Source organism: Acidovorax sp. GW821-FHT11A03 (assembly GCF_058809075.1).
Genome location: NZ_JBXASG010000001.1, coordinates 296,075 through 316,562 on the forward strand (window position 1 = coordinate 296,075; position 20,488 = coordinate 316,562).

Consider the following 20,488-nt stretch of genomic DNA (forward strand, 5'->3'; position numbering starts at 1 on the left):
TGGGCAGGGAGTGTGCGGCACCCGGGGTAGCGCAATCCCGCCGGGCGTCGCCCGGGGGAAGGCTGGGGGTGCGTTGCGGGCGCGCGGGCGCGGCGAGGGGGGGCCGCGCCCGCTGGCCGCGCGCCGCGCCAGCGGGGCAGGCGCGGTGGGGGGCTAGTGAAAAGCCGGGGGGACGGGAGCCGGCCCTACAGCGACTGGCTCAGGATCTCGCGGTACTCCTCGGGCGTGGCGATGCGGGGGTTGGTCTTGTGGCAATGGTCGGCCAGCGCGCCCCTGATGATGTCGTCGAACATGCCTTCGGTCACGCCCATGGCGGCAAGGCCCGTGGGCAGGCCCAGGCGGGCGTTCATGTCGCGGATGGCCTCGGGGATGTCGCCCGCCGCGCCTAGCCCCATGGCGTGGGCCATGCGCTCCAGGCGTTTTTCGTTGCGCACCGATTCGGCCCCGGCATTGAACCGGACCACGGCGGGCAGGAACATGGCGTTGAGCGTGCCATGGTGCAGGCGCGGGTTCACGCCACCCAGGCTGTGGCTGAGCGAGTGCACGGCGCCCAGTCCCTTCTGGAAGGCCATGGCGCCCTGCATGCTCGCGCTCATCATGTGCAGGCGCGCCTCGCGGTCGCTGCCGTTGCGCGTGGCCGGCTCGATGTGGGCCCAGCCACGCGTGAGGCCGTCCAGGGCAATGCCGTCGGCCGGCGGGTTGAAGGCGGCCGACATGAAGGTTTCCATGCAGTGGGCGATCGCGTCCATGCCCGTGGCGGCGGTCAGCATGGGCGGCAGGCCCAGCGTGAGCTCGGGGTCGCAGATGGCGGTCTTGGGCACCAGGTTCCACGAGTGGAACCCGAGCTTGCGGTGGTCGTCCACGATGATGATGGCGCCGCGCGCCACCTCGCTGCCGGTGCCGCTGGTGGTGGGCACCGCGATCAGCGGCGCGGCGCGCTCGGTGATGCGGGGCGAGCCGCCTTCGATGGTGGCGTAGTGCGTGAGCGGCCCGTCGTGCGTGGCGGCGATCGCGATGCCCTTGGCGCAGTCGATGGCCGAGCCGCCGCCCACGGCGATCAGGCCGTCGCAGCCCTCGGCCTGATAGATCGCCACGGCGGCGCGCACGGCGGCCTCGGTGGGGTTGGAGGGCGTCTGGTCGAACACCGCCACGGTCATGCCAGGCAGGGCGTCCAGCGCCTTTTGCAGGACACCAGCGGCCTTCACGCCGGGGTCCGTCACGAGCAGGGGGCGTGTGATGCCGACGCGCTCGCATTCCTGTCGCAGCAGCTTGACCGCGCCGAACTCGAACTGGATCTGGGTGACGTAGTAGATGAAAGCCATGGTGAAGGTGGAAGTTACGTTTACGATTGCTGCAAAGACTCTACAACCCGGAGGCACCGATGACCACGAAGCAAACCCTCATTCCGCTCGCACTGGCCGGTGCATTCGTCGCGTTTGCGACATCCGCGCAGGCCGGCTGCCTGACCGATGCCCAGGCCGCCGAGCTGGTGGCCCACTACACCGCGAAGACCCCGGCCGCCAACCCCGAGGACCTGTCGGACGCCGATGGCGCCTGCACCCGCGCCAAGGTCAACCAGTTGCTGGCGCAGCGTCTGGGCAAGGTCGTGGGCTACAAGGCCGGCCTTACCAATCCCGCGGTGCAAAAGCGCTTCAACACCGACAAGCCCGTGTGGGGCAAGCTCTATGAAGGCATGGTCCTGCCCAGTGGCGCCACCGTGGACGCGGCCTTCGGCGCCCGGCCGCTGTACGAAGCCGACATGCTGGTGCGGGTGAAGAGCACCGCCATCAACCATGCCAGGACGCCGATGGAGGTGCTGGAGGCGGTGGACCAGGTCATCCCTTTCATCGAACTGCCTGACCTCATGGTGCAGGCGCCGCCCAAGCTCAATGGCGCCGGCGTGACGGCCATCAACGTGGGTGCGCGGCTGGGCGTGGCGGGCGCGCCGCTGCCCGTGCCGGCCTACCGGGCCGAGCGCTTCGCGATGCTGCAGGCCCTGGCCGACATGAATGTGTCGCTGGCCGACGGCGCGGGTGCGCGCCTGGGCGGCGGCAAGGGCAGCGACATCCTGGACCATCCCCTCAATGCCGTGGTGTGGCTCGCGGGCGCCCTCGCGCAGGAGGGGCTGGCGATGCAGCCGGGCGACCTGATCAGCCTGGGTTCGTTCTCGCCGCTGCTGCCGCCCAAGGCGGGCCTGGCGGTGACAGCGACCTACGACGGCCTGCCGGGCGCCGCGCCCGTGCGCGTGACCTTCAAGTAACAACAAACAAACAATCGACCCGCGGGCTGCCCGCCTGCGCGGCCTTCCTCCTGTTGCCGAGATCCTGACCGTTGGCCGACCTGCACATCCACCACACCCGCCTGACCCCCCAGATGCGCAGCGTGCTTGAGCGCATGGCGCGCGCGGGGCACCCCCCGCTGCACACCCGCTCGCCCCAGGACGCACGCACGGCCTACCAGGCGGGCGCCGATGTGCTGGAGGTGCCCAAGGCGGCCCTGGCGCGGGTGGAGGACCTGCACATCCCCGCGCGCGACGGCCATGCGCTGCCCGCGCGGCTGTACGCACCGACCACGGAAGCGGGCCTGCCAGTGCTGTTGTACACCCACGGCGGCGGCTTCACCATCGGCAGCATCGCCACGCACGACATCCTGTGCCGCGAGCTGGCGCGCCTGGGCCGCTGCATGGTGGTGTCGCTCGACTACCGGCTCGCGCCCGAGCACCGGTTTCCCACCGCGAGCAACGATGCCTGGGATGCGCTCGCATGGCTTGCTGCCCACGCCCGCGAACTGGGCGCCGACCCGGCGCGCATGGCCGTGGGCGGAGACAGCGCGGGCGGAACACTGGCCGCCGTGAACGCCATCCTGGCGCGCGACGCGGGCCTGCCGCTGGCGCTGCAGCTGCTGTTCTACCCGGGCTGCGCGGCCCACCAGGACACGCCCTCGCATGCCACGTTCGCGCGCGGCCTGGTGCTGGAAGAGCCTGCCATCAGCTGGTTCTTTGGCAACTATGTGCGCAGCCGCGCCGAGCGCGAGGACTGGCGCTTCGCCCCGCTGCACGCCCCCGACGTGGACGGCGTGGCCCCCGCCTGGATCGGCCTGGCCGAATGCGACCCGCTGGTGGACGAGGGCGTGGACTATGCGGACAAGCTGCGGCTCGCGGGCGTGCGCGTGGACCTGGAGATCTACCGCGGGGTGACCCATGAATTCATCAAGATGGGCCGTGCCATTCCCGAGGCGCGCACCGCCCATGCCGATGCGGCCCGGGCGCTGCGCCAGGCGTTCTTTCAAACCACGGAGTGAATCTATCCATGCAACGCAGTGACTTCCGCTGTTTTCACCGCCTGCGCGTGCGCTGGGCCGAGGTGGACATGCAAAAAATCGTGTTCAACGCACACTACCTCATGTACATCGACACGGCGATGTCCGACTACTGGCGGGCGCTGGCGCTGCCGTATGAAGCGGGCATGCTGGCCCTGGACGGCGAGATGTACGTGAAGAAGGCCACGCTGGAATACCATGCGTCGGCGCGTCTGGACGACACGCTGGACGTGGGCCTGCGCTGCGCCAGGGTGGGCAATTCGTCCAGCCTGTTCCAGGCGGGCATCTTCAGCGGCGACCAGCTGCTCGTCTCGGGCGAGCTGGTCTATGTGTTCGCCGACCCGGCCACGCAGACTTCGCGCCCGGTGCCTGACAGCCTGCGCTCCATCTTCGAGGGCTTCGAGGCCGGCGCCGCGATGGCCGAGGTCAAGACCGGCGACTGGAACACGCTGGGCCGCGATGCCGGGCGCCTGCGCACCGCGGTCTTCGTGCGCGAGCAGGGCATTCCCGCGGACATCGAGGCCGATGCCCTGGACGCCAGCGCGCGCCACGCCGTGCTCTACAACTGCCTGGGCATGCCCGTGGCCACGGGGCGGCTGCTGCAGGAGGCGGCCGGCGTGGGCCGCATCGGGCGCATGGCGGTGGACCGCTCCGTGCGCGGCGCGCAGTGGGGCCAGCAATTGCTGGAAGCCTTGGTGGCCGCCGCGCGGGCCCGTGGCGACGGCGAGGTGCGCCTGCACGCCCAGCGCAGCGCGGAAGGCTTCTACCGCCGCGCGGGGTTCGCCGTGGTGGGCGAGCCCTGGGAAGAGGCGGGCATCGCCCACATCGCCATGGCGCGGCGCTGGTAGATTCTGCTATCAAAAAGAAAGCGCCTCGCGCTTTCCTGCAAACGGCCCTGGGGGGATTCGTATCTGGATCCGCCCTGCATCAAGCGCGGGATGCTCCTGAATGCATAGCGGCGTGGCCTGATCCCGCAGCGGCCCGGTCCTGCCCGCGGGCGTCAGATGTCCGCGAGCAGCTCGTACGGCAGGGGCGCCAGCGCCAGCGGCACGCCCTGCACGTTGCCCACCTGCAGGGCACCACCCTGCGCCGCGGCGATCTGCAGCGACACGAGGGCGTCGGTGCCGCCACCGGGTGCCGGGGCGGCCTGCACGACGGTGCCGCAAGGCTGTTCCAGGTCCGGCACGGCGAACACTTCGGCCCCCACCGCCACATCGGCTGGGGCGTGGGCAATGTAGGTGCGGCGCTTGAGCGTGCCCCGGAACTGGCTGCGCGCCACCACCTCCTGCCCGGGGTAGCAGCCCTTCTTGAAGTTCACGCCGCCCACGGACTCGTAGTTGAGCATCTGGGGCACGAAGGCCTCGACAACCGGGGTGGTCAGCGTTGCCACGCCGCTGCGCACTTCGCTCCAGAGCCACAGGGCGGGTTCCATCGCGGGACCGGCGGGCGCGGGTTCTGCCGCGGGGGCCACCCAGAGCGCGCGCGGCCGGCCGTCGGCGGGATACAGGTGGACCACCGAGGCGGCACCCACGTCGGCCTTGGTCCAGGCGGGCTGGCCGCCGCCGGGCACCACATCGCCCGCCAGGCCGTACAGGGCGAAGTCGGCGGTGGCGTCGGTCAGCCTGGCCTTGGAGCGCAGCACGAACATCGACAGGCGCTTGAGCGTGGGCGGCAGCAGGTCGCGGCTGCAGACCAGCAGGATCTCGCTGGCGCTGCGCTTGAAGCCGATGAAGGTGGCCTGCATGCGGCCCTTGGCGGACAGGAACGCTGCCAGGCGGGCCTGGTCCATGCCCAGCAGGGCGAAATCCTGGGTGAGCTGGCCGTGCAGGAACTTTGCGGCGTCTTCGCCTTCCACGCGAATCACGCCCAGGTGGGACAGGGGGGCTATGCCGTTCAAGGGGGTAGTCATCGCTGAATTATGATGCCCGGTTCTACACACACATTCATCAGGGTTGTGCGACGTCTATTGGCTTTGATTGCGTTGGTTCTGATCGCCTCGGGCGGTGCGGCCTTCTGGTGGCTGCACCAGCCGTTGGTGACGGGCAGCGAACCCCTGGAGCTGGCCATCGAGCCCGGCACCACGCCGCGGGGCATTGCGCGCGACGTGGTGGCGGCAGGGGCGCGGGTCGATGCGCGCATGCTCTACGCATGGTTCCGCTTCTCGGGCCAGGACCGCGCCATCAAGGCCGGCAACTATGAAATCCCGCCCGGAACCACCCCGCGGGGCCTGCTGCAGAAACTGGTGCGCGGCGAGGAAACCCTGCGCGCGCTGACCCTGGTGGAGGGCTGGAACTGGCGCCAGGTGCGCCAGGCCCTCGCCAGGGAAGACCAGCTCAAGCCCGACGCGGCGAACCTGAGCGACGAGGCGCTGATGGCCCAGCTGGGCCGCCCGGGCGTGCCTCCCGAGGGGCGGTTCTTTCCGGACACCTACGCCTATGCCAAGGGCTCCAGCGACATCGCCCTGCTGCGCCGGGCGCTGCACGCCATGGACCGCCGCCTGGAGGCCGCCTGGGCCCAGCGCGCGGCCGACACGCCGCTCAAGTCGGCCGATGAAGCATTGATACTGGCCAGCATCGTCGAGAAGGAAACCGGCCGTCCGGGCGACCGCGCCCAGATTGCCGGGGTTTTTGCCAACCGCCTGCGCGCCGGGATGCTGCTGCAGACCGACCCCACCGTCATCTACGGCCTGGGCGAGCGGTTCGACGGCAACCTGCGCCGGCGCGATTTGCTGGCCGACACGCCGTGGAACACCTACACCCGGGCCGGCCTGCCTCCCACGCCCATCGCCATGCCCGGCAAGGCCGCCCTGCTCGCGGCGGTGCAGCCCGAGCCCACGCGTGCGCTGTACTTCGTGGCCAAGGGCGACGGCACCAGCCATTTCAGTGCCTCGCTGGAAGAGCACAACCGTGCGGTCAACCGCTACCAGCGCGGCCAGTAGCGCATGCGGCCTGGTGCGCGGGCGGCCGCGGCGCCCCGAGCCATGCGCCCCTGCAGATTCAACCCAAGGCTTTCATGTCACGACCCGGTCTTTTCATCACCTTTGAAGGCATCGACGGCGCGGGCAAGTCCTCGCACATCGAGGGCCTGGCGGCGGCTTTCCGTGCGCAGGGCCGCGCGGTCACCGTGAGCCGCGAGCCCGGTGGCACGCCGCTGGCCGAAAAACTGCGCGAGATGGTTCTCAACGACCCGATGGACCCGCTCACCGAATCGCTGCTCATCTTCGCCGCGCGCCGGGACCACCTGCGCAATGTGATCGAGCCCGCCCTCGCGCGTGGCGACGTGGTGCTGTGCGACCGTTTCACCGATGCCACCTTCGCCTACCAGGGGGCCGGCCGGGGCTTCGATCTTGGCGTGCTATCGATATTGGAGCGGCTTGCGCAGACGGGTCTTTCGCCAGAGGCCGATCTGATGCGTGAGCCCGATCTGACCGTGTGGTTCGACCTGGCGCCGGAAGTGGCTGCCCAGCGCCTGGCCGGCGCCCGCGTGCCCGACCGTTTCGAGGCCCAGCCCGCCGAGTTCTTCCGCCGGGTGGCCCAGGGCTATGCCGACCGCGCGGCCGCCGCACCCCAGCGGTTTGCACGGCTGGACGCCGCGCAGGACCGCCACCGTGTGTGGCAGCAGCTCACCAGCGTCTTTGTGCGCAAGGGCTGGCTGGCCATCATGGTGGCCACCCAGGGAGGAGCGGCATGAGCGAGCCCGCCAACGCCCCTGCGACGGCCCTCGCGCCCTGGATCGCCGCGCAGCGTGCCAGCCTGCTGGCCCAGCGCGGGCATGCCTGGCTGCTGCAGGGCCCGTCGGGCATGGGTCAGTACGCGCTGGGCATGGAGCTGGTGCGCGCCTGGCTGTGCGATGCACCGACCGCGCAGGGTGCCTGCGGCCAGTGCGGCAGCTGCCATGCGGTCAACGTGCGCACCCATGCCGACCTGTGCGTGCTGATGCCCGAGGTGCAGATGATGGCGCTGGGCTGGCCCCTGTCGGAGAAGGCCCAGGCGGACATCGACGACAAGAAGCGCAAGCCCAGCCGCGAGATCCGCGTGGAAGCGATGCGCGACGCGGTGGAGTTCTCGCAGCGCACCTCGGCCCGTGGCCGGGGCAAGGCCGTGCTGGTGTATCCCGCCGAGCAGATGAACCACATCACGGCCAATGCCTTGCTCAAGACCCTGGAGGAGCCGCCGGGGGATGTGCGCTTCGTCCTGGCCAGCGAGGCCGCGCACCAGTTGCTGCCCACCATCCGCAGCCGCTGCCTGGGCCACACGATGGTCTGGCCCGCCGAGGACCAGATGCTGCAGTGGCTGCAAGGGCAGGGCGTTGCCGGCGCCGCCGCGACGGCGTTCCTGCGCGCTGCCGGCGGGCGGCCCGACGATGCGCTGGCGCTGGCCCAGTCGGGGCGCAGTCCGCAGGCCTGGTCCGCGCTGCCCCAGGCCGTCGCCAAGGGGGATGTGACCGCGCTCGGGGACTGGGCGCCTGCGCAGGCCATCGATGCGCTGCAAAAGCTCTGCCATGACCTGCTGGCGGCGAGCGTGGGCGCCGCTCCGCGCTACTTCGCGGCGGCGGACCTCCCGAAGGCGCTGCCGCCGCTGGGCGCGCTGACACGCTGGTCGCGCGCGCTGGCCAAGGCCGCACGCACGGCGGACCATCCTTTCAATGCCGGCCTCATGCTGGAGGCGCTTGTCGCCCAGGCGCGAAACACCCTACACTCCAAGCACTGAGCCGTACCCACCCATCCATGAGCAGTCCATCCACCGCCCCCCGCCCCAGCGTCATGCAGCTGGCCATCAAGGAAAAGGCGGCCCTGTACGCGGCCTACATTCCCTTTTTCGCCGAAGGGGGCATTTTTGTCCCCACCCAGCGGGACTACAAGCTGGGCGATGATGTCTATGTGCTGCTGACGCTGCCGGACGACACGCAGCGCTACCCGGTGGCCGGCCGCGTGGCCTGGGTCACCCCGGCGCGGGCTGCGGGCAACCGCACGCAGGGCGTGGGCATCCAGTTTCCCAAGGACGAGAAGTCGCGCCAGCTCAAGGCCAAGATCGAGGAACTGCTCGGCACGGCGCTGGGGTCCGACCGGCCGACACAGACCATCTGAGCCGGCACCCGCCCACCGTGCCGACCCGTGCCAGGCGGGTCGGCATTTTTGTTTGCTGGCTGCGGCGGGCGGGCGGGGCTGCTGCCCACCCCGGAGGCTGCGATGGCCACCGGTGGCCCGCGTGGCGCGCAAACACGATTATTTTGAAACCGCATGTTCACTGATTCGCACTGTCATCTCAATTTTCCCGAACTGGCGAGCCAGCTGCCCGCCATCCGCCAGGCCATGGCCGACGCGCGCGTGGACCGGGCCTTGTGCATCTGCACCACCCTGGAAGAGTTCGAGGGCGTGCATGCCCTGGCCATGGCGCACGACAACTTCTGGAGCACGGTGGGCGTGCACCCGGACAACGAAGGCATCGCAGAGCCCACGGTGCAGGACCTGCTGGAGCGCGCCGCCTTGCCGCGCGTGGTGGCCATTGGCGAGACCGGGCTCGACTACTACGGCATGGAGGACCGCAAGGGAGGGCGCAGCATCGCCGACCTGGAGTGGCAGCGCGAGCGCTTTCGCAACCACATCCGCGCGGCGCGGGCGTGCGGCAAGCCGCTGGTCATCCACACCCGCAGCGCGTCGGACGACACGCTCTCCATCTTGCGCGAAGAGGGGGAGGACGGCCCCGGCAACCGCGCGGGCGGCGTGTTCCACTGCTTCACCGAATCGATGCAGGTGGCGCGCGCGGCGCTCGATCTGGGCTACTACATCTCCTTTTCGGGCATCGTCACATTCAAGAGCGCCCAGGAACTGCGCGACGTGGTGGCCTTCGTGCCGCTGGACCGCACCCTGATCGAAACCGACAGCCCCTACCTCGCGCCCGTGCCATACCGTGGCAAGACCAACAACCCGTCGTATGTACCCTACGTGGCCAGGCAGGTGGCCGAAACCAAGGGGCTGGCGCTCGAGGCGGTGGCCGAGGCCACGAGCCGCAACTTCGACGCCTTGTTCAAGGGAGTGACCGAATGATCCACCATCGCCGCAACGTGTTGGCGACCCTGGCGCTGGGGCTGGCTGCTCCCGCTATCTGGGCAGGAGCCTACGAGGATTTTTTTGTCGCCATCCTGCGCGATGACGGTGGCGCCATCACCGCGCTGCTGCGCAGGGGGTTCGACCCTGATACGCGCGACCCGAAAGGCCAGGTGGGCCTCACCATCGCCTTGCAAAACGGCGCTTCCAAGGCCTTCTTTGCGCTGCTGGCCGCACGGCAGGTGAATGTGGATGCACGGAACGCACAGGACGAGAGCCCCTTGATGATGGCCGCGCTCAAGGGCAACGTGGAGGCCGTGAAGGCGCTTCTTGCACGCGATGCGGATGTGAACAAGACGGGCTGGACGCCCCTGCACTACGCGGCGTCCGCCGGCTCGCCCCAGCATGCGGCGATCATCGCGCTGCTGCTGGAAAACCATGCGTACATCGATGCCGCTTCGCCCAACGGCACGACCCCCCTCATGATGGCGGCGCACTACGGCTCCATCGAGTCCGTGCAGCTTTTGCTGGACGAGGGCGCCGACCCCACGCTCAAGAACCAGCTGGGCCTGACCGCCACGGACTTCGCCATGCGCGTGAGCCGCACCGATTCTGCGGAACGGATTGCCGCTGCCATACGCAAGCGCCAGCCCAACCGGGGCAGGTGGTAGGGCTCCTGCGAGGGTTTCCCGCGCGGGGTGGCGCGGGTTCAGTGGAGTGCGGCGGTTTCGCCCGAGGCCGGCCGCGCCTGCAGGCGCGCATACAGCCCGCCCCGCGCCATCAGTTCGCCATGGGTTCCTTGCTCGGCAATGCGTCCACGCTCCATGACGATGACCCGGTCCGCATGTTCGATGGTGGACAGGCGGTGGGCAATGACCAGCGTGGTGCGCCCCTGCATCAGGCGCTGGAGGGCGTCCTGCACCAGCCGTTCCGATTCGGTGTCCAGCGCCGAGGTGGCCTCGTCCAGGATCAGGATGGGGGCATCCTTGTACAGCGCCCGGGCAATCGCCAGCCGCTGCCGCTGCCCGCCTGACAATTGGGTGGCGTTGTGGCCCACCACGGTGTGGATGCCCCGTGGAAGCGCCGCCACGTGTTCCGCCAGGTTCGCTGCGGCCAGGCATTCCTGCACGCGCAGGTCGTCCACCTCGCGCCCCAGCGCCACGTTGGCGGCGATGGTGTCGTTGAACATCACCACGTCCTGGCTCACCATCGCGAACTGCGACCGCAGCGATCCCAGGTCCCACTCGGGCAGGGGGCGGCCATCCACCAGGATGTCGCCCGACGCGGGCATCACGAACCGTGGCAGCAGGTTGACCAGCGTCGTCTTTCCGGCGCCGGAGGGGCCGACCAGGGCGACGATTTCACCGGGCTCCACGCGCAGGCTGACCTGGTCCAGTGCCGGGGCATGGTCGGGGCCGTACGACACCGTCACCCGGGACAGCTCCAGCGCGCCCCGCACGCGGTCCGTGCGGTACTGGCCGCCTGTTTCGGCGCCGGTGTCGCCCAGCAGCGCGAGTCCCCGTTCAAGGGCCGCCACCCCCCGGGTGATCGGGCTGGCGACATCGGCCAGGCGGCGGATGGGAGCTATGAGCATCAGCATGGCCGTGATGAACGACACGAAGCCGCCCACCGTGACGTCCTTCGCGTCCACCGCGCCACGGCTTTGCCACAGGGCGATGCAGATCACCACGGAGAGCGCCGCGGCGGCCAGCAACTGCGTGAGCGGTGTCATGGCCGCGGATGCAATCGTCGACTTGATGGCCAGGCGGCGCAGGCTCTGGCTCAGCCCGGCGAAGCGCCCGGCCTGGCCGGCCTGCGCGCCGTGCAGCCGCACCATGCGGTGCGCCAGCACGTTTTCCTCCACCACGTAGGCCAGCTCGTCGGTCGCCTGCTGGCTGCTTTTTGTCAGGTGGTAGAGGCGCCGGGAAAGTGTCTTCATGATCCAGGCCACGCCCGGCACCACCACCGCCACGATCAGCGTGAGCTGCCAATTGAGGTACAGCAGGTAGGCCAGCAGCGCCACCAGCGTGAACCCGTCACGCGATACGCCCAGCAGTGCCTGCACGAGCAAGGTTGCGCCGGTCTGCACTTCGTACACCACGGTGTTGGACAAGGTGCTGGCCGACTGCCGCGAGAACAGGCCCATTTCCGCCGCCAGGACCCTGTCGAACAGCGATTGCCGCAGCGTCAGCATGCCCTCGTTGGCTATGCGTGCCAGCGCGTACTGGCCGACGAACTGCGCGACGCCGCGCACGAAGAAAACGCCCAGGATGGCCAGGGGCACCATCCACAGCTGCAGGGTTCCCTGGGTGAAGCCGCGGTCCAGCAAAGGCTGCAGCAGCGCGGGAATCAGGGGCTCGGTCACGGCGCCCACGAGGGTGGCGACAACGGCAAGGCTCCAGGCCATCCGCTGGTTGCCGAAGTAGACCGATAGCCGCTGAAGGCGCGTGGTCAGGCTTGCGGCAGGAGGAGGAGGGGGGGAGGCGGGCGTGGCGCCCGGGCCTGAATCTGTGGCTTGCATGTGGCCCGGATTCTACGGTCGCGGGCTGCCCGGGCCTGCACGCTCCTTTGAGCAGTGCCCATTGATCGGATGCGGGCCGGCGCGGCAGGAAAAAGCCAGTGCCGGAAGGCCATGCGCACGGTTGGCTCGAAATCAAGGCCGATGGCCCTCGTGGCCGCACAGTTTGTCACAGGGGTTTTCCCGCTGTGTGTAACATTCGGGTTTGCCCTTCGGCATTTGTTCGGCTACCGCTGGATGCCAATGACCACAGATCGAATCTCTACACACCCATCTCCTGCGGCTTTGCCGCATCCCTTGCGCCGCCAGGTACTGGCCGCGCTCATTGCCACTCCCGCACTGCCAGCACTGGCGCAATTTCGCGTCGAGGTGACGGGCGTTGGCCTGACCCAGCTGCCCATTGCGATCGCTCCGTTCCGGGGCGAGGCGCAGGCGCCCCAGAAGATGTCGTCCATTGTCCAGGCCGACCTGGAGCGCAGTGGCCAGTTCCGTGCGGTGGATGCGTCGGGCGCGGTGCTGGACGAAACCGCGCGCCCCGATGTGGCCCTGTGGCGCCAGAAAAGCGCGGATTCCCTGGCAACCGGCAGCATCACGCGCCTGGCGGATGGCCGCTTCGACATCCGCTTTCGCCTTTGGGATGTGGTGAAGGGGCAGGACCTGGGCGGGCAGAGCTTTGTGGTCACGCAGGGCGATCTGCGCCTGGTGGCCCACCGCATCGCCGATTTCATCTATGAAAAGCTGACGGGTGAACGCGGAATTTTCTCGACCCGCATTGCCTACGTCACCAAGACCGGCCCCCGCTACAGCCTGTGGGTGGCGGACGCCGACGGCGAGAATGCGCAGTCGGCCCTGTCGAGCCCCGAGCCCATCATCTCGCCCGCGTGGTCACCCAATGGCGGCCAGCTCGCCTACGTCTCGTTCGAATCACGCAAACCCGTTGTCTACGTGCACGACGTGGCCTCCGGCCGCAGGCGCCTGATCGCCAATTTCCGGGGCTCCAACAGCGCGCCCGCCTGGGCTCCAGACGGACGCTCCCTGGCCGTGACGCTGAGCCGTGATGGCGGCTCCCAGCTCTACACCATCGACGCCAATGGCGGCGAACCGCGCCGCCTCATGCAGAGCTCGGGCATCGATACCGAACCCGTGTTCTCCGGCGACGGCCGCAGCATCTACTTCGTGAGCGACCGGGGTGGCGCACCGCAGATCTACAAGGTCCCTGCCTCTGGCGGCAATGCGGAGCGTGTCACTTTCACGGGCAGCTACAACATTTCCCCCAGCATCAGCCCGGATGGCCGCTGGCTGGCCTATATTTCCCGCGTTGGCGGGGCTTTCAAGCTGCACGTCATGGACCTGTCCTCCGGCACCGTGAATGCAGTCACGGACACCACGGCGGACGAGAACCCCAGTTTTGCTCCCAATAGCCGCCTCATCGTCTATGCCACCCAGCAGCAAGGGCGCGAAGCGCTCATGACCACCACGCTGGACGGCAAGATCAAGGCCCGGCTCGCGGGGCAGGCGGGAGATATCCGCGAGCCCGACTGGGGCCCATTTCAAAAGCAATGAACTTATCCGCACTTTCAGTTACCAAGCTTTCAGGAGAATTTTGGATGATCAAACGCATTACCCTTGCCCTTACCGTTGTCGCATTGATGGCCGGATGCAGTTCCGGCGTGAAGCTGGATGACGTGCCTGTCGAAGACAAGAACGCCACGTCCACCATGGGCACCAACAGTGGGGCCAACTCCGGCAACACTGCCCAGAGCGGCGTGGCCGGCGTGGACCTTGGCCAGTCGGGCCGCGATGCGGCCGGCCCCGTGGGTGTGAGCCGCATCGTCTATTTCGACTACGACAGCTACGTGATCAAGCCTGAATTCCAGTCCCTGATCGAAGCGCATTCCCGCTTCATCAAGTCTGGCAACGGCCGCAAGGTGATGATCGAAGGCCATACCGACGACCGTGGTGGCCGCGAGTACAACCTGGCCCTGGGCCAGAAGCGCGCCGAAGCCGTGCGCCGTTCGCTGGCGCTGCTGGGTGTGCCAGACAACCAGATGGAAGCCGTGAGCTTTGGCAAGGAAAAGCCCGCCGCCCAAGGCAATAGCGAAGACGTGCACGCACAGAATCGCCGGGCAGAACTGTCCTATCGTTGATGCGCACGTTGTCTTTTCCTGTGTCCTACCTGTTCAAGGCACTGGCGGCCGGGGCGCTGTCGGCGGCCTTGCTGCCCGCAGCGCATGCAGCCCTTTTTGAGGACGACGAGGCCCGCCGCGCCATCATCGAAATGCGCCAGCGTGTTGACGGGCTGCAAATGTCCCAGCAACGCGCAGCCGAAGAAATGCGCAGGCTTGGCGAAGAGAACGGCCAGCTCCGGCGCAGCCTGCTTGATCTGCAGGGGCAGATCGAGACGCTGCGCATGGAGCAGTCCAAGCTTCGGGGCCAGAACGAGCAGTTGCTGCGGGACGCTGCGGACCTGCACCGGCGCCAGAAGGACATTGCCCAGGGAGTGGACGAGCGCCTGAAGCAGTTTGAGCCGGTGAAGGTGACGGTGGACGGCCAGGAGTTCCAGGCCGACCCCGCCGAAAAGAAGGACTTCGAAGCGGCCCTGTCCGTGTTCCGTTCGGGCAAGTTTTCCGATGCGAGTTCGGCATTTGCGGCGTTTGTGCGGCAGTACCCGCGCAGTGGCTTCGTGCCTTCCGCCCGCTTCTGGCTGGGGAACGCCCAATATGCCACCCGCGAGTACAAGGAGGCCATCAACAACTTCAAGCTGATGCTGGCTGATGCCCCCTCCCATGCCCGTGCGCCGGAAGCGGCTCTGTCCATCGCCAACTGCCAGATCGAACTCAAGGACACGCGGGCCGCGCGCAAGACGCTGGAAGATCTTCTGCGCGCCTACCCGCAATCTGAAGCTGCGATGGCGGCCAAAGAACGCCTTTCCCGCTTGAAGTGATGCCCGGCGCACCGTCTTTTCAAGCGGCGCCGTCCCCCATTGTCGTGCCTGAGTCCGCCGCCCCGGATCGCCGTTTCGGCGGACTGGAGCGGCTGTACGGCGTGCAGGGCGCCGCCCGGATCCGCCAGGCACACATCGCGGTGGTGGGGATTGGTGGCGTAGGCTCATGGGCCGCCGAGGCCTTGGCGCGCAGCGGGGTGGGGCAGATCACCCTGATCGATCTCGACCATGTGTCCGAGTCAAATATCAACCGCCAGATTCATGCGCTCACCGGGACCATTGGACAAGCCAAGGTTCTGGCGATGCGGGATCGGATCGCACAGATTCACCCGGAGTGCACGGTCCATTGCATCGAGGACTTCGTGGAGCCGGAAAACTGGCCTGGGTTGCTTCCCGTGCCCGTTGATGCGGTGATCGATGCCTGCGATCAGGTCAAGGCCAAGACGGCCATTGCGGCATGGGCCCAGGCCAGCGGGGTGCTGCACATCACCGTGGGTGCGGCGGGTGGCAAGCGGCATGCGCACAAGGTGGATGTGGACGACCTCGCGCGGACGACCCACGATCCTTTGCTGGCGCAACTGCGCTATCGCATGCGCAAGCACCACCGTGCCGCGCGCGAGGGCAAGAAGATCGGCGTGGACTGTGTCTTCAGCCGAGAGGCTGTGGCTCCGCCGGATGCGTCATGCCAAATCGATGGGGATGGCTCCCTGAATTGCCATGGGTATGGTTCGGTCGTCGCCGTGACGGCCACCTTCGGCCAGTGTGCCGCGGGCTGGGTGCTGGACAAACTTGCCGCCACTTCCAGGAAGGCCGTAAAAACAACGCTATAATCCAAGGCTTTGCAGCCATCGGCCACGATTGCTGCAACAGGTCGGGACGTTAGCTCAGTTGGTAGAGCAGCGGACTTTTAATCCGTTGGTCACAAGTTCGAATCTTGTACGTCCTACCACCCGTTTTTTTGTGTGATATGAAAAGCCTGCTATTGAATAAATAGCAGGCTTTTTTGTTTTGGGTTCAGGAATGGCCTCAGATGGGCTCATCACTACCCAAAAAAGGTAGCGTGCTACCCGGCGCCCCGGTAGGGTCCCCGTACCATGGCAAGCATTCAAGAAAGACCGGGTGGCGAATGCGGCTGTCAGCGGTCATCAGGATCGCGGCCCGAACCCTTTCAGCTACACCACTGCGGGTCGGAACGAGAAAGGTCTGCCGGCGGAAGTGGCTTGGCGCTGCGTGCCGCCATGGCAGCTCCCTATAGGTAGCAAGTGAATTCAACCGTCCGATACACTTGAACACATATGTATTCATATGGAGGAGCGGAGATGAACTTGCGCAGTGCCTGCGTCGGCTTGGCGTTCTTGGCCGCGGCGAGCGCGGCCCAAGCCATTTACACAATCAACATCGATCAGGTGGGCGCGGATGTTGTGATGACAGGCTCCGGCTCGCTCAATACGAGTTCAATGTCTGCGTTGACAACCATCGGGTTGTGCGCTGCAGGACACGGGTTGATCCACAACAACGCTATCTGCATTGGGACTGAAACGACTGCCGACATGTTCAGCGGTGTGCTATTCCCAAGCTTGGCCGGCGTAGCCTCCACACCACAAGCCGGCACTGGTTCCATGGGGCCTGGCGTCTACATTCTCGGTGCCGATCTTTATTTGCCCGAGAACTACATCTCTGAGGCTTCCATCTCGAACTCAACGACGTTCGCGGGGACAACCCTCGCGGGAGCGGGGCTGACCGTCGGAACCCGAACGCTCTTTTTGCCCTCGGGCGACGAGATCATCATCAACATCGGGCTGGCTCCGCCGCCAGTTGTCCCCGCCGCCAGCATTCCTACCTTGAGTGAGTACGCCTTGATGGCCATGGCGTCAATGATGGCCATGCTGGGCATCGCAGCAGTGAGACGCAGGAAGGGCTGAAGGCTGCCCGGGCTTTCCAGCAGGAACCCCGATCAGCGGCAGCGCCATTGCCGGGCCCCAGCTATCCACACAGGACCCGAAGTTGACGTGTCGGTTGACTTTTGAGGTTGGCGGCTGCACGCCATCTGGCAGTTTCAGGCTGCTTGCTGCTGTCAATCAACCAACGTCCGCCCCAGGTCTTTTGGGTGGCCACGAGGACCGCAGCGTGTTCCTGGATCGCTGTGGGCCAGCTTCCGCACATCGACAACAGCCACGGCATCGCGCCGCGGGGGAACCTCCAGGCGGCGTGCACAGCGTTAGGCCACACGGCCATTCTTGAAGAACGTGCGCTCGGTTTCGCGCGGCTGGCTGCCGTCGGGCTGGCTTGTCATGCGCACCACGGGGCCCTGCAGAAAGCCTGCCACCAGTTGGCCTTCGCGCCATTGGCGCATGTCGGCATCGAGGCTCAGCATTTCGAACAGGCGCCCCGTGCCCTGGGGGGCCAGGTCGTTTCCCTGCGCGTCCAGGCAGCGCAGGTAGCGCGTGGCGCCATCATGGCCCTCGATGCTTTCGGTGTTGAGTGCGCCGCTGGGCCAGTAGCGCAAGTGATGTTCGCCCTTGTCTTGGCGGCTGCAGCGCAGCAGTGGTACGCCGCAGGGGTAGAAGTGCTCGCTGCACAACTCCTCTCCGTACCAGTACAACTGCGTGCTTTCGCGCTGGCCCTGGGCGTCGAAAGCCTCATGCAGGCCATGGTGGCCCAGGCCCAGTGCCAGCCGGTCGCTGCGCACGGACTGCAGGGCGCCACTCATGAAGTGCTCGCCGCTGGTCCAACTGTTGCTGGCCTGGCTGGGGTAGTGGATCCAGTGGCGACTGCGCTCATTGCCAAAGCCCTGTGTCTCGCACTGCAGCAGCGTGCGGTCGGGCGAGAACCAGACCACGTCACAACCGCAGTCCTGATTCTCGAAGACGTTGGGGCCGATGGGAAAACCATCCACGAAGCGCAGGCGGTGCGCACCGTCTGCAAGCGTCACATGCTCGACACCGCTGCCACGCAACCCGGGCACGGCCGCCAGGGAGAAATAGCGGTGTGGGTCGCGCACGATGTCCTGCTCCAGCCGCTGGCGGACGGCGTGGTGCAGGGCGAAGAATTCGGTGGCGATGGCTGCAAGGCGCTCCCCGTGCGGGGCGAGCAGATCCTGGTAGGCGTCCCGGGCATCTTCATCACCGCCTTCTTCTCCCTCATCATCATCATCATCATCATCATTTTCTTGATCCGGATACGCCTGCGCGACCATATTCCAGATCGCGTGCGCTTCCTCGATCAGCGGCAGCACGGACGCATAGACGGGATTGGCCGCGATGATGCCCGGCACCGCGCTTGCATCGTCCAGATGCGCGGCCACGTTGTCGAAGTACTGATCCACGCCGCCGTTGGAGACCTGCGCGTCGAACAGGTCGAAGTAGTACACCGCCCGCGCCAGCGGCGCGAAGCCGTCAGGCCCGGATGCGTGCAGCGCATCGACGACGGCACGGCTGAAGTACGGGGCGCAGCGCAGCAGCGCGGGCCAGTCGGCAAGGGGCAGTCGTGGGCTCATTCCATGTCCTTGTGCTGTTTCAGGAAGGTCTCGCAGACCTCGGGCCGGTTCAGCCACCGGGCCGATTGGTCCTCCATCGCTTCGGCATCATCGGAGCCGGGCGAGGTGATGAACAGAACCGAAGCGTTGGCCCCTTGGCGGTGCCGGCCCAAGAAGCCCTCGTTGTCCAGCCGCTTCAATGCCTCGATCAGGGCGTGAGGCTCCTGGGCCTTGACGGTGTCGGATGAAGCCACGTCACCGGAGCCATGGCCCTGTCCATGGTGTTCATTCTTTATGCTCCCGTATTGATAGCGGCTTGCGATTTGTGGACGGGCGCTGGTGGCCATTTTCATTCACGTCACCTGTACGAAGAAGAGGCCGCTGCAGTCGGTGCTCTCGCTGGCCTGCGTGGGCAGGTACAGGTAGCCTACCCCGTCGGCCAGGTAAAACAGGTTGCGCAGCGGCGCGGGCAGGTTGCCGCCGTCGATCTGCAATGCGAAGGCCAGGCCGCCGAGTTCCAGGTCTTCGTTTTGCAGCCATTGCGGCGCACCGCCGATGAAGGACCGCGCGTCCCCGCTGGCCTGCGCGTGGATGCCGTGCGGGGGCAGTTCCAGCGCGCTCTGCACCAATGTGCCGGCCTCGTGCACCAGCACTTGCGTGGTGCCCCGGCGCAGCAGTGCCAGTTCGGCCGGGTCGCCGTGGTAGGTGATCTCGTCGAGGAAGTACGTGCCCGGCGCGTAGGTGGTGAAGACCGAGGCGATGCGGCCCGCGCCGATGTCAATGCCCGCATGCTCGGCCAGGAATGCCGCGGGCAGCGATACGGCGAGCACCAGCGGCCGGCCCGAGGGGCCGTGCGGCCAGTGGGCCACGCCGCCGATCAGCGCGCCGCCGCCCAGGCGGGGCGCCAAGGGGTGAACGCCGTCAGGGGTGATGGTGAGGGGTGTCGGCATGGTTTTGCTTCACATGTGATGGCTGCTTGCGCTTGCTGGGAGGGTGGTGGAGGTCGGTTTAGATCAAATCACTTCTTTCATCACACGCAGCGCCAGCAGTGCATACGGTACTGGGAGATGCTGGTCAATCGCAATCTGCGAAGCAAGGTGCGAAGTAGTCTTCGTAGAAGTCGATAAAGCTGGGTCCGATGCGATCGACATGGCCGCTGTGCGAGCTGGGGTAGAAGTGCACCACGGGATTTTCGCCGTCCACCACGCGCGATGTGTCCAGGCAGGACGGCTCGTTGTCGTCCCCATTGCACTGAATGGCCACGAGGTAGCAGTGGCGTGAACCCGCGTCTTGCCGCCAATGCAACGTGTCGTCGTGCGCGGTGCCGCGCCCGCCCAGTGGCTCGCCCGCGGGTATTGCGGAAATCGGGAACAGATCCAACCCACCGTCGCCGGTGCGCAGGATGAAGTTGCGGACTGAGCCGGAGATGCGCAGGTTGAGTGCCGCCTCGACGTTGGCGATGGCCTGCTCGATGCTGGCACCGGCTCAGCTGACTTCGGCATCTGTATCCTGTCGCGCAAGATCATGCAGACGGATAACCAAAGTGCCGATGCGTTCACGGGAGCGTGAATTCCTGATGTTCTCTTTGGCAGTGGCATCTGATCTGGGGTTCATGGCACATCCTGCCTCCGTGCCTCCGTGCCTCCGTGCCTCCGTGCCTCCAGACCCAGGCTGGCGCCAAAGGTCCGGCGTGGATGTGGCGCAGCGCGGAGGCTGCCAAGGAAATCAAGATACTGATTGGTGAGAGCGTTTCACGGGTTGGCCAGGGCGCCACACTGGTTGACCAGGCCGGCACAACGATGACCGAAGTGGTCAGCGCCATCAAGCGCGTGACGGACCTCACGGGAGAGATCAGCGCCGCCAGCGAGGAACAGAGTCAAGGCGTGGCGCAGGTGGGAGAAGCGGTGATGCAGATGGACCAGGCCACCCAACAGAATGCGGCGCTGGTCGAAGAGATGGCGGCAGCGGCTAGCAGCTTGAACAATCAAGCGTCAGAGTTGGTCAATGCGGTAGCGTTTTTCAAATTGTCAGGCGCAGATGGAGCCGTCGTGCGCAGCCGCAAAACCGAGGCGTTCCCCGAACAACGACCTACCGTTGCCGCTCGTCTAAGGTAGCTCGCCGAGGAGGGGACCGCCTTGGTCGATGGCCAGGCGCGGGCTGCGGGCATCCTCCACGACGGCTTTCAGC

At 67.0% G+C, this 20,488-nt stretch carries 21 protein-coding genes, 1 tRNA gene and 1 pseudogene; 16 read left to right on the plus strand and 7 right to left on the minus strand.

Translation table 11 applies throughout. From position 1 onward, the window contains the following. Nucleotides 1–185 precede the first annotated feature (185 nt). A complete protein-coding gene (gene gbd / locus AC1RVY_RS01395) occupies nt 186–1,322 on the minus strand; it encodes a 4-hydroxybutyrate dehydrogenase (RefSeq protein ID WP_218294796.1) in 1,137 nt (378 codons plus the stop codon). Nucleotides 1,323–1,381: 59 nt separating this feature from the next. Here gbd and AC1RVY_RS01400 point away from each other — a divergent pair, with 59 nt between their 5' ends. From AC1RVY_RS01400 to AC1RVY_RS01410, 3 genes are all read left to right on the plus strand, one after another. After that, the gene (locus AC1RVY_RS01400) at nt 1,382–2,260 is read left to right on the plus strand and encodes a 2-keto-4-pentenoate hydratase (protein ID WP_369642617.1); all 879 of its coding nucleotides are present in this window, start codon (nt 1,382–1,384) and stop codon (nt 2,258–2,260) included. 113 nt (nt 2,261–2,373) lie between these two features. After that, a complete protein-coding gene (locus AC1RVY_RS01405; protein WP_492255386.1) occupies nt 2,374–3,300 on the plus strand; it encodes an alpha/beta hydrolase in 927 nt (308 codons plus the stop codon). Nucleotides 3,301–3,308: 8 nt separating this feature from the next. After that, nucleotides 3,309–4,166, plus strand: coding sequence for a YbgC/FadM family acyl-CoA thioesterase (locus AC1RVY_RS01410; RefSeq protein WP_492804984.1), 858 nt, complete (start codon nt 3,309–3,311; stop codon nt 4,164–4,166). A 152-nt stretch (nt 4,167–4,318) separates the two neighbouring features. On the opposite strand, the gene ygfZ is transcribed toward AC1RVY_RS01410, so the two are convergent. Beyond that, nucleotides 4,319–5,227 (minus strand): CAF17-like 4Fe-4S cluster assembly/insertion protein YgfZ, encoded by a 909-nt coding sequence (gene ygfZ / locus AC1RVY_RS01415; RefSeq protein WP_369642615.1) that lies wholly within the window; start codon nt 5,225–5,227, stop codon nt 4,319–4,321. Between the two features lie 45 nt (nt 5,228–5,272). On the opposite strand from ygfZ, the gene mltG reads away from it, so the two are divergent. From mltG to AC1RVY_RS01445, 6 genes are all read left to right on the plus strand, one after another. Further along, nucleotides 5,273–6,256 (plus strand): endolytic transglycosylase MltG, encoded by a 984-nt coding sequence (gene mltG, locus AC1RVY_RS01420; protein ID WP_370627848.1) that lies wholly within the window; start codon nt 5,273–5,275, stop codon nt 6,254–6,256. A 74-nt stretch (nt 6,257–6,330) separates the two neighbouring features. Continuing rightward, nucleotides 6,331–7,008, plus strand: a complete 678-nt coding sequence (gene tmk, locus AC1RVY_RS01425; protein WP_218294802.1) for a dTMP kinase — start codon at nt 6,331–6,333, stop codon at nt 7,006–7,008. Continuing rightward, nucleotides 7,005–8,027: a DNA polymerase III delta subunit-related protein gene (locus tag AC1RVY_RS01430; protein WP_492245354.1), complete on the plus strand. Its 1,023-nt coding sequence runs from the start codon at nt 7,005–7,007 to the stop codon at nt 8,025–8,027. Before tmk ends, AC1RVY_RS01430 begins: the two co-directional genes overlap by 4 nt. Nucleotides 8,028–8,044: 17 nt before the next feature. Beyond that, nucleotides 8,045–8,404, plus strand: a complete 360-nt coding sequence (locus AC1RVY_RS01435) for a PilZ domain-containing protein (RefSeq protein ID WP_015013859.1) — start codon at nt 8,045–8,047, stop codon at nt 8,402–8,404. 153 nt (nt 8,405–8,557) lie between these two features. Next, nucleotides 8,558–9,364 carry a TatD family hydrolase gene (locus AC1RVY_RS01440; protein ID WP_218341126.1) on the plus strand — a complete coding sequence of 269 codons (807 nt, stop codon included), beginning with the start codon at nt 8,558–8,560 and terminating at the stop codon, nt 9,362–9,364. Continuing rightward, nucleotides 9,361–10,035 carry an ankyrin repeat domain-containing protein gene (locus AC1RVY_RS01445; RefSeq protein ID WP_492245352.1) on the plus strand — a complete coding sequence of 225 codons (675 nt, stop codon included), beginning with the start codon at nt 9,361–9,363 and terminating at the stop codon, nt 10,033–10,035. The genes AC1RVY_RS01440 and AC1RVY_RS01445 overlap by 4 nt, the downstream gene beginning before the upstream one ends. 38 nt (nt 10,036–10,073) lie before the next feature. On the opposite strand, the gene msbA is transcribed toward AC1RVY_RS01445, so the two are convergent. Beyond that, nucleotides 10,074–11,885: a lipid A export permease/ATP-binding protein MsbA gene (msbA, locus tag AC1RVY_RS01450; RefSeq protein WP_369642612.1), complete on the minus strand. Its 1,812-nt coding sequence runs from the start codon at nt 11,883–11,885 to the stop codon at nt 10,074–10,076. Nucleotides 11,886–12,125: 240 nt separating this feature from the next. Between msbA and tolB the strand changes: the two genes are divergently transcribed. The 6 genes from tolB (at nt 12,126) to AC1RVY_RS01480 (ending at nt 16,748) form a co-directional block, all read left to right on the plus strand. Then, entirely contained in the window at nt 12,126–13,445 is a 1,320-nt protein-coding gene (gene tolB, locus AC1RVY_RS01455; RefSeq protein ID WP_218294807.1) for a Tol-Pal system beta propeller repeat protein TolB, read from the plus strand. A 44-nt stretch (nt 13,446–13,489) separates the two neighbouring features. Further along, a complete protein-coding gene (gene pal, locus AC1RVY_RS01460; RefSeq protein WP_218294808.1) occupies nt 13,490–14,029 on the plus strand; it encodes a peptidoglycan-associated lipoprotein Pal in 540 nt (179 codons plus the stop codon). Nucleotides 14,030–14,037: 8 nt separating this feature from the next. Beyond that, nucleotides 14,038–14,826, plus strand: coding sequence for a tol-pal system protein YbgF (gene ybgF, locus AC1RVY_RS01465; RefSeq protein WP_492804986.1), 789 nt, complete (start codon nt 14,038–14,040; stop codon nt 14,824–14,826). Further along, a complete protein-coding gene (locus AC1RVY_RS01470; RefSeq protein ID WP_492253324.1) occupies nt 14,826–15,656 on the plus strand; it encodes a tRNA threonylcarbamoyladenosine dehydratase in 831 nt (276 codons plus the stop codon). Before ybgF ends, AC1RVY_RS01470 begins: the two co-directional genes overlap by 1 nt. Before the next feature lie 43 nt (nt 15,657–15,699). Next, nucleotides 15,700–15,775 (plus strand) — tRNA-Lys (locus AC1RVY_RS01475). A 370-nt stretch (nt 15,776–16,145) separates the two neighbouring features. Next, nucleotides 16,146–16,748 carry an IPTL-CTERM sorting domain-containing protein gene (locus AC1RVY_RS01480; protein WP_492804988.1) on the plus strand — a complete coding sequence of 201 codons (603 nt, stop codon included), beginning with the start codon at nt 16,146–16,148 and terminating at the stop codon, nt 16,746–16,748. A gap of 296 nt (nt 16,749–17,044) precedes the next feature. Here the strand turns inward: AC1RVY_RS01480 and AC1RVY_RS01485 are convergent, their stop codons facing one another. From AC1RVY_RS01485 to AC1RVY_RS01500, 4 genes are all read right to left on the minus strand, one after another. Continuing rightward, nucleotides 17,045–18,322 carry a DMP19 family protein gene (locus AC1RVY_RS01485; protein ID WP_492804990.1) on the minus strand — a complete coding sequence of 426 codons (1,278 nt, stop codon included), beginning with the start codon at nt 18,320–18,322 and terminating at the stop codon, nt 17,045–17,047. Continuing rightward, on the minus strand, nt 18,319–18,654 hold the full coding sequence (locus tag AC1RVY_RS01490; RefSeq protein WP_492804992.1) for a hypothetical protein: 336 nt from the start codon (nt 18,652–18,654) through the stop codon (nt 18,319–18,321). The genes AC1RVY_RS01485 and AC1RVY_RS01490 overlap by 4 nt, the downstream gene beginning before the upstream one ends. After that, nucleotides 18,655–19,251, minus strand: coding sequence for a hypothetical protein (locus AC1RVY_RS01495; RefSeq protein WP_492804994.1), 597 nt, complete (start codon nt 19,249–19,251; stop codon nt 18,655–18,657). Nucleotides 19,252–19,375: 124 nt separating this feature from the next. Then, nucleotides 19,376–19,774 (minus strand): SMI1/KNR4 family protein, encoded by a 399-nt coding sequence (locus AC1RVY_RS01500; RefSeq protein ID WP_492805368.1) that lies wholly within the window; start codon nt 19,772–19,774, stop codon nt 19,376–19,378. A 227-nt stretch (nt 19,775–20,001) separates the two neighbouring features. On the opposite strand from AC1RVY_RS01500, the pseudogene AC1RVY_RS01505 reads away from it, so the two are divergent. Next, nucleotides 20,002–20,415 (plus strand): annotated as a pseudogene (locus AC1RVY_RS01505) (methyl-accepting chemotaxis protein); the annotation flags it as partial. Between the last annotated feature and the right edge of the window lie 73 nt (nt 20,416–20,488).

Excerpts from the sequence above, each read along its gene's own strand:
- AC1RVY_RS01495 (WP_492804994.1), bottom strand. The coding sequence starts at position 19,251 with ATGCCGACACCCCTCACCATCACCCCTGACGGCGTTCACCCCTTGGCG.
- AC1RVY_RS01470 (WP_492253324.1), top strand. The coding sequence starts at position 14,826 with ATGCCCGGCGCACCGTCTTTTCAAGCGGCGCCGTCCCCCATTGTCGTG.
- pal (WP_218294808.1), top strand. The coding sequence starts at position 13,490 with ATGATCAAACGCATTACCCTTGCCCTTACCGTTGTCGCATTGATGGCC.
- AC1RVY_RS01405 (WP_492255386.1), top strand. The coding sequence starts at position 2,374 with ATGCGCAGCGTGCTTGAGCGCATGGCGCGCGCGGGGCACCCCCCGCTG.
- gbd (WP_218294796.1), bottom strand. The coding sequence starts at position 1,322 with ATGGCTTTCATCTACTACGTCACCCAGATCCAGTTCGAGTTCGGCGCG.
- tolB (WP_218294807.1), top strand. The coding sequence starts at position 12,126 with ATGACCACAGATCGAATCTCTACACACCCATCTCCTGCGGCTTTGCCG.
- tmk (WP_218294802.1), top strand. The coding sequence starts at position 6,331 with ATGTCACGACCCGGTCTTTTCATCACCTTTGAAGGCATCGACGGCGCG.
- msbA (WP_369642612.1), bottom strand. The coding sequence starts at position 11,885 with ATGCAAGCCACAGATTCAGGCCCGGGCGCCACGCCCGCCTCCCCCCCT.
- AC1RVY_RS01430 (WP_492245354.1), top strand. The coding sequence starts at position 7,005 with ATGAGCGAGCCCGCCAACGCCCCTGCGACGGCCCTCGCGCCCTGGATC.
- AC1RVY_RS01400 (WP_369642617.1), top strand. The coding sequence starts at position 1,382 with ATGACCACGAAGCAAACCCTCATTCCGCTCGCACTGGCCGGTGCATTC.
- AC1RVY_RS01480 (WP_492804988.1), top strand. The coding sequence starts at position 16,146 with ATGAACTTGCGCAGTGCCTGCGTCGGCTTGGCGTTCTTGGCCGCGGCG.
- ygfZ (WP_369642615.1), bottom strand. The coding sequence starts at position 5,227 with ATGACTACCCCCTTGAACGGCATAGCCCCCCTGTCCCACCTGGGCGTG.
- AC1RVY_RS01440 (WP_218341126.1), top strand. The coding sequence starts at position 8,558 with ATGTTCACTGATTCGCACTGTCATCTCAATTTTCCCGAACTGGCGAGC.
- AC1RVY_RS01445 (WP_492245352.1), top strand. The coding sequence starts at position 9,361 with ATGATCCACCATCGCCGCAACGTGTTGGCGACCCTGGCGCTGGGGCTG.
- AC1RVY_RS01435 (WP_015013859.1), top strand. The coding sequence starts at position 8,045 with ATGAGCAGTCCATCCACCGCCCCCCGCCCCAGCGTCATGCAGCTGGCC.
- AC1RVY_RS01490 (WP_492804992.1), bottom strand. The coding sequence starts at position 18,654 with ATGAAAATGGCCACCAGCGCCCGTCCACAAATCGCAAGCCGCTATCAA.
- AC1RVY_RS01410 (WP_492804984.1), top strand. The coding sequence starts at position 3,309 with ATGCAACGCAGTGACTTCCGCTGTTTTCACCGCCTGCGCGTGCGCTGG.
- AC1RVY_RS01485 (WP_492804990.1), bottom strand. The coding sequence starts at position 18,322 with ATGAGCCCACGACTGCCCCTTGCCGACTGGCCCGCGCTGCTGCGCTGC.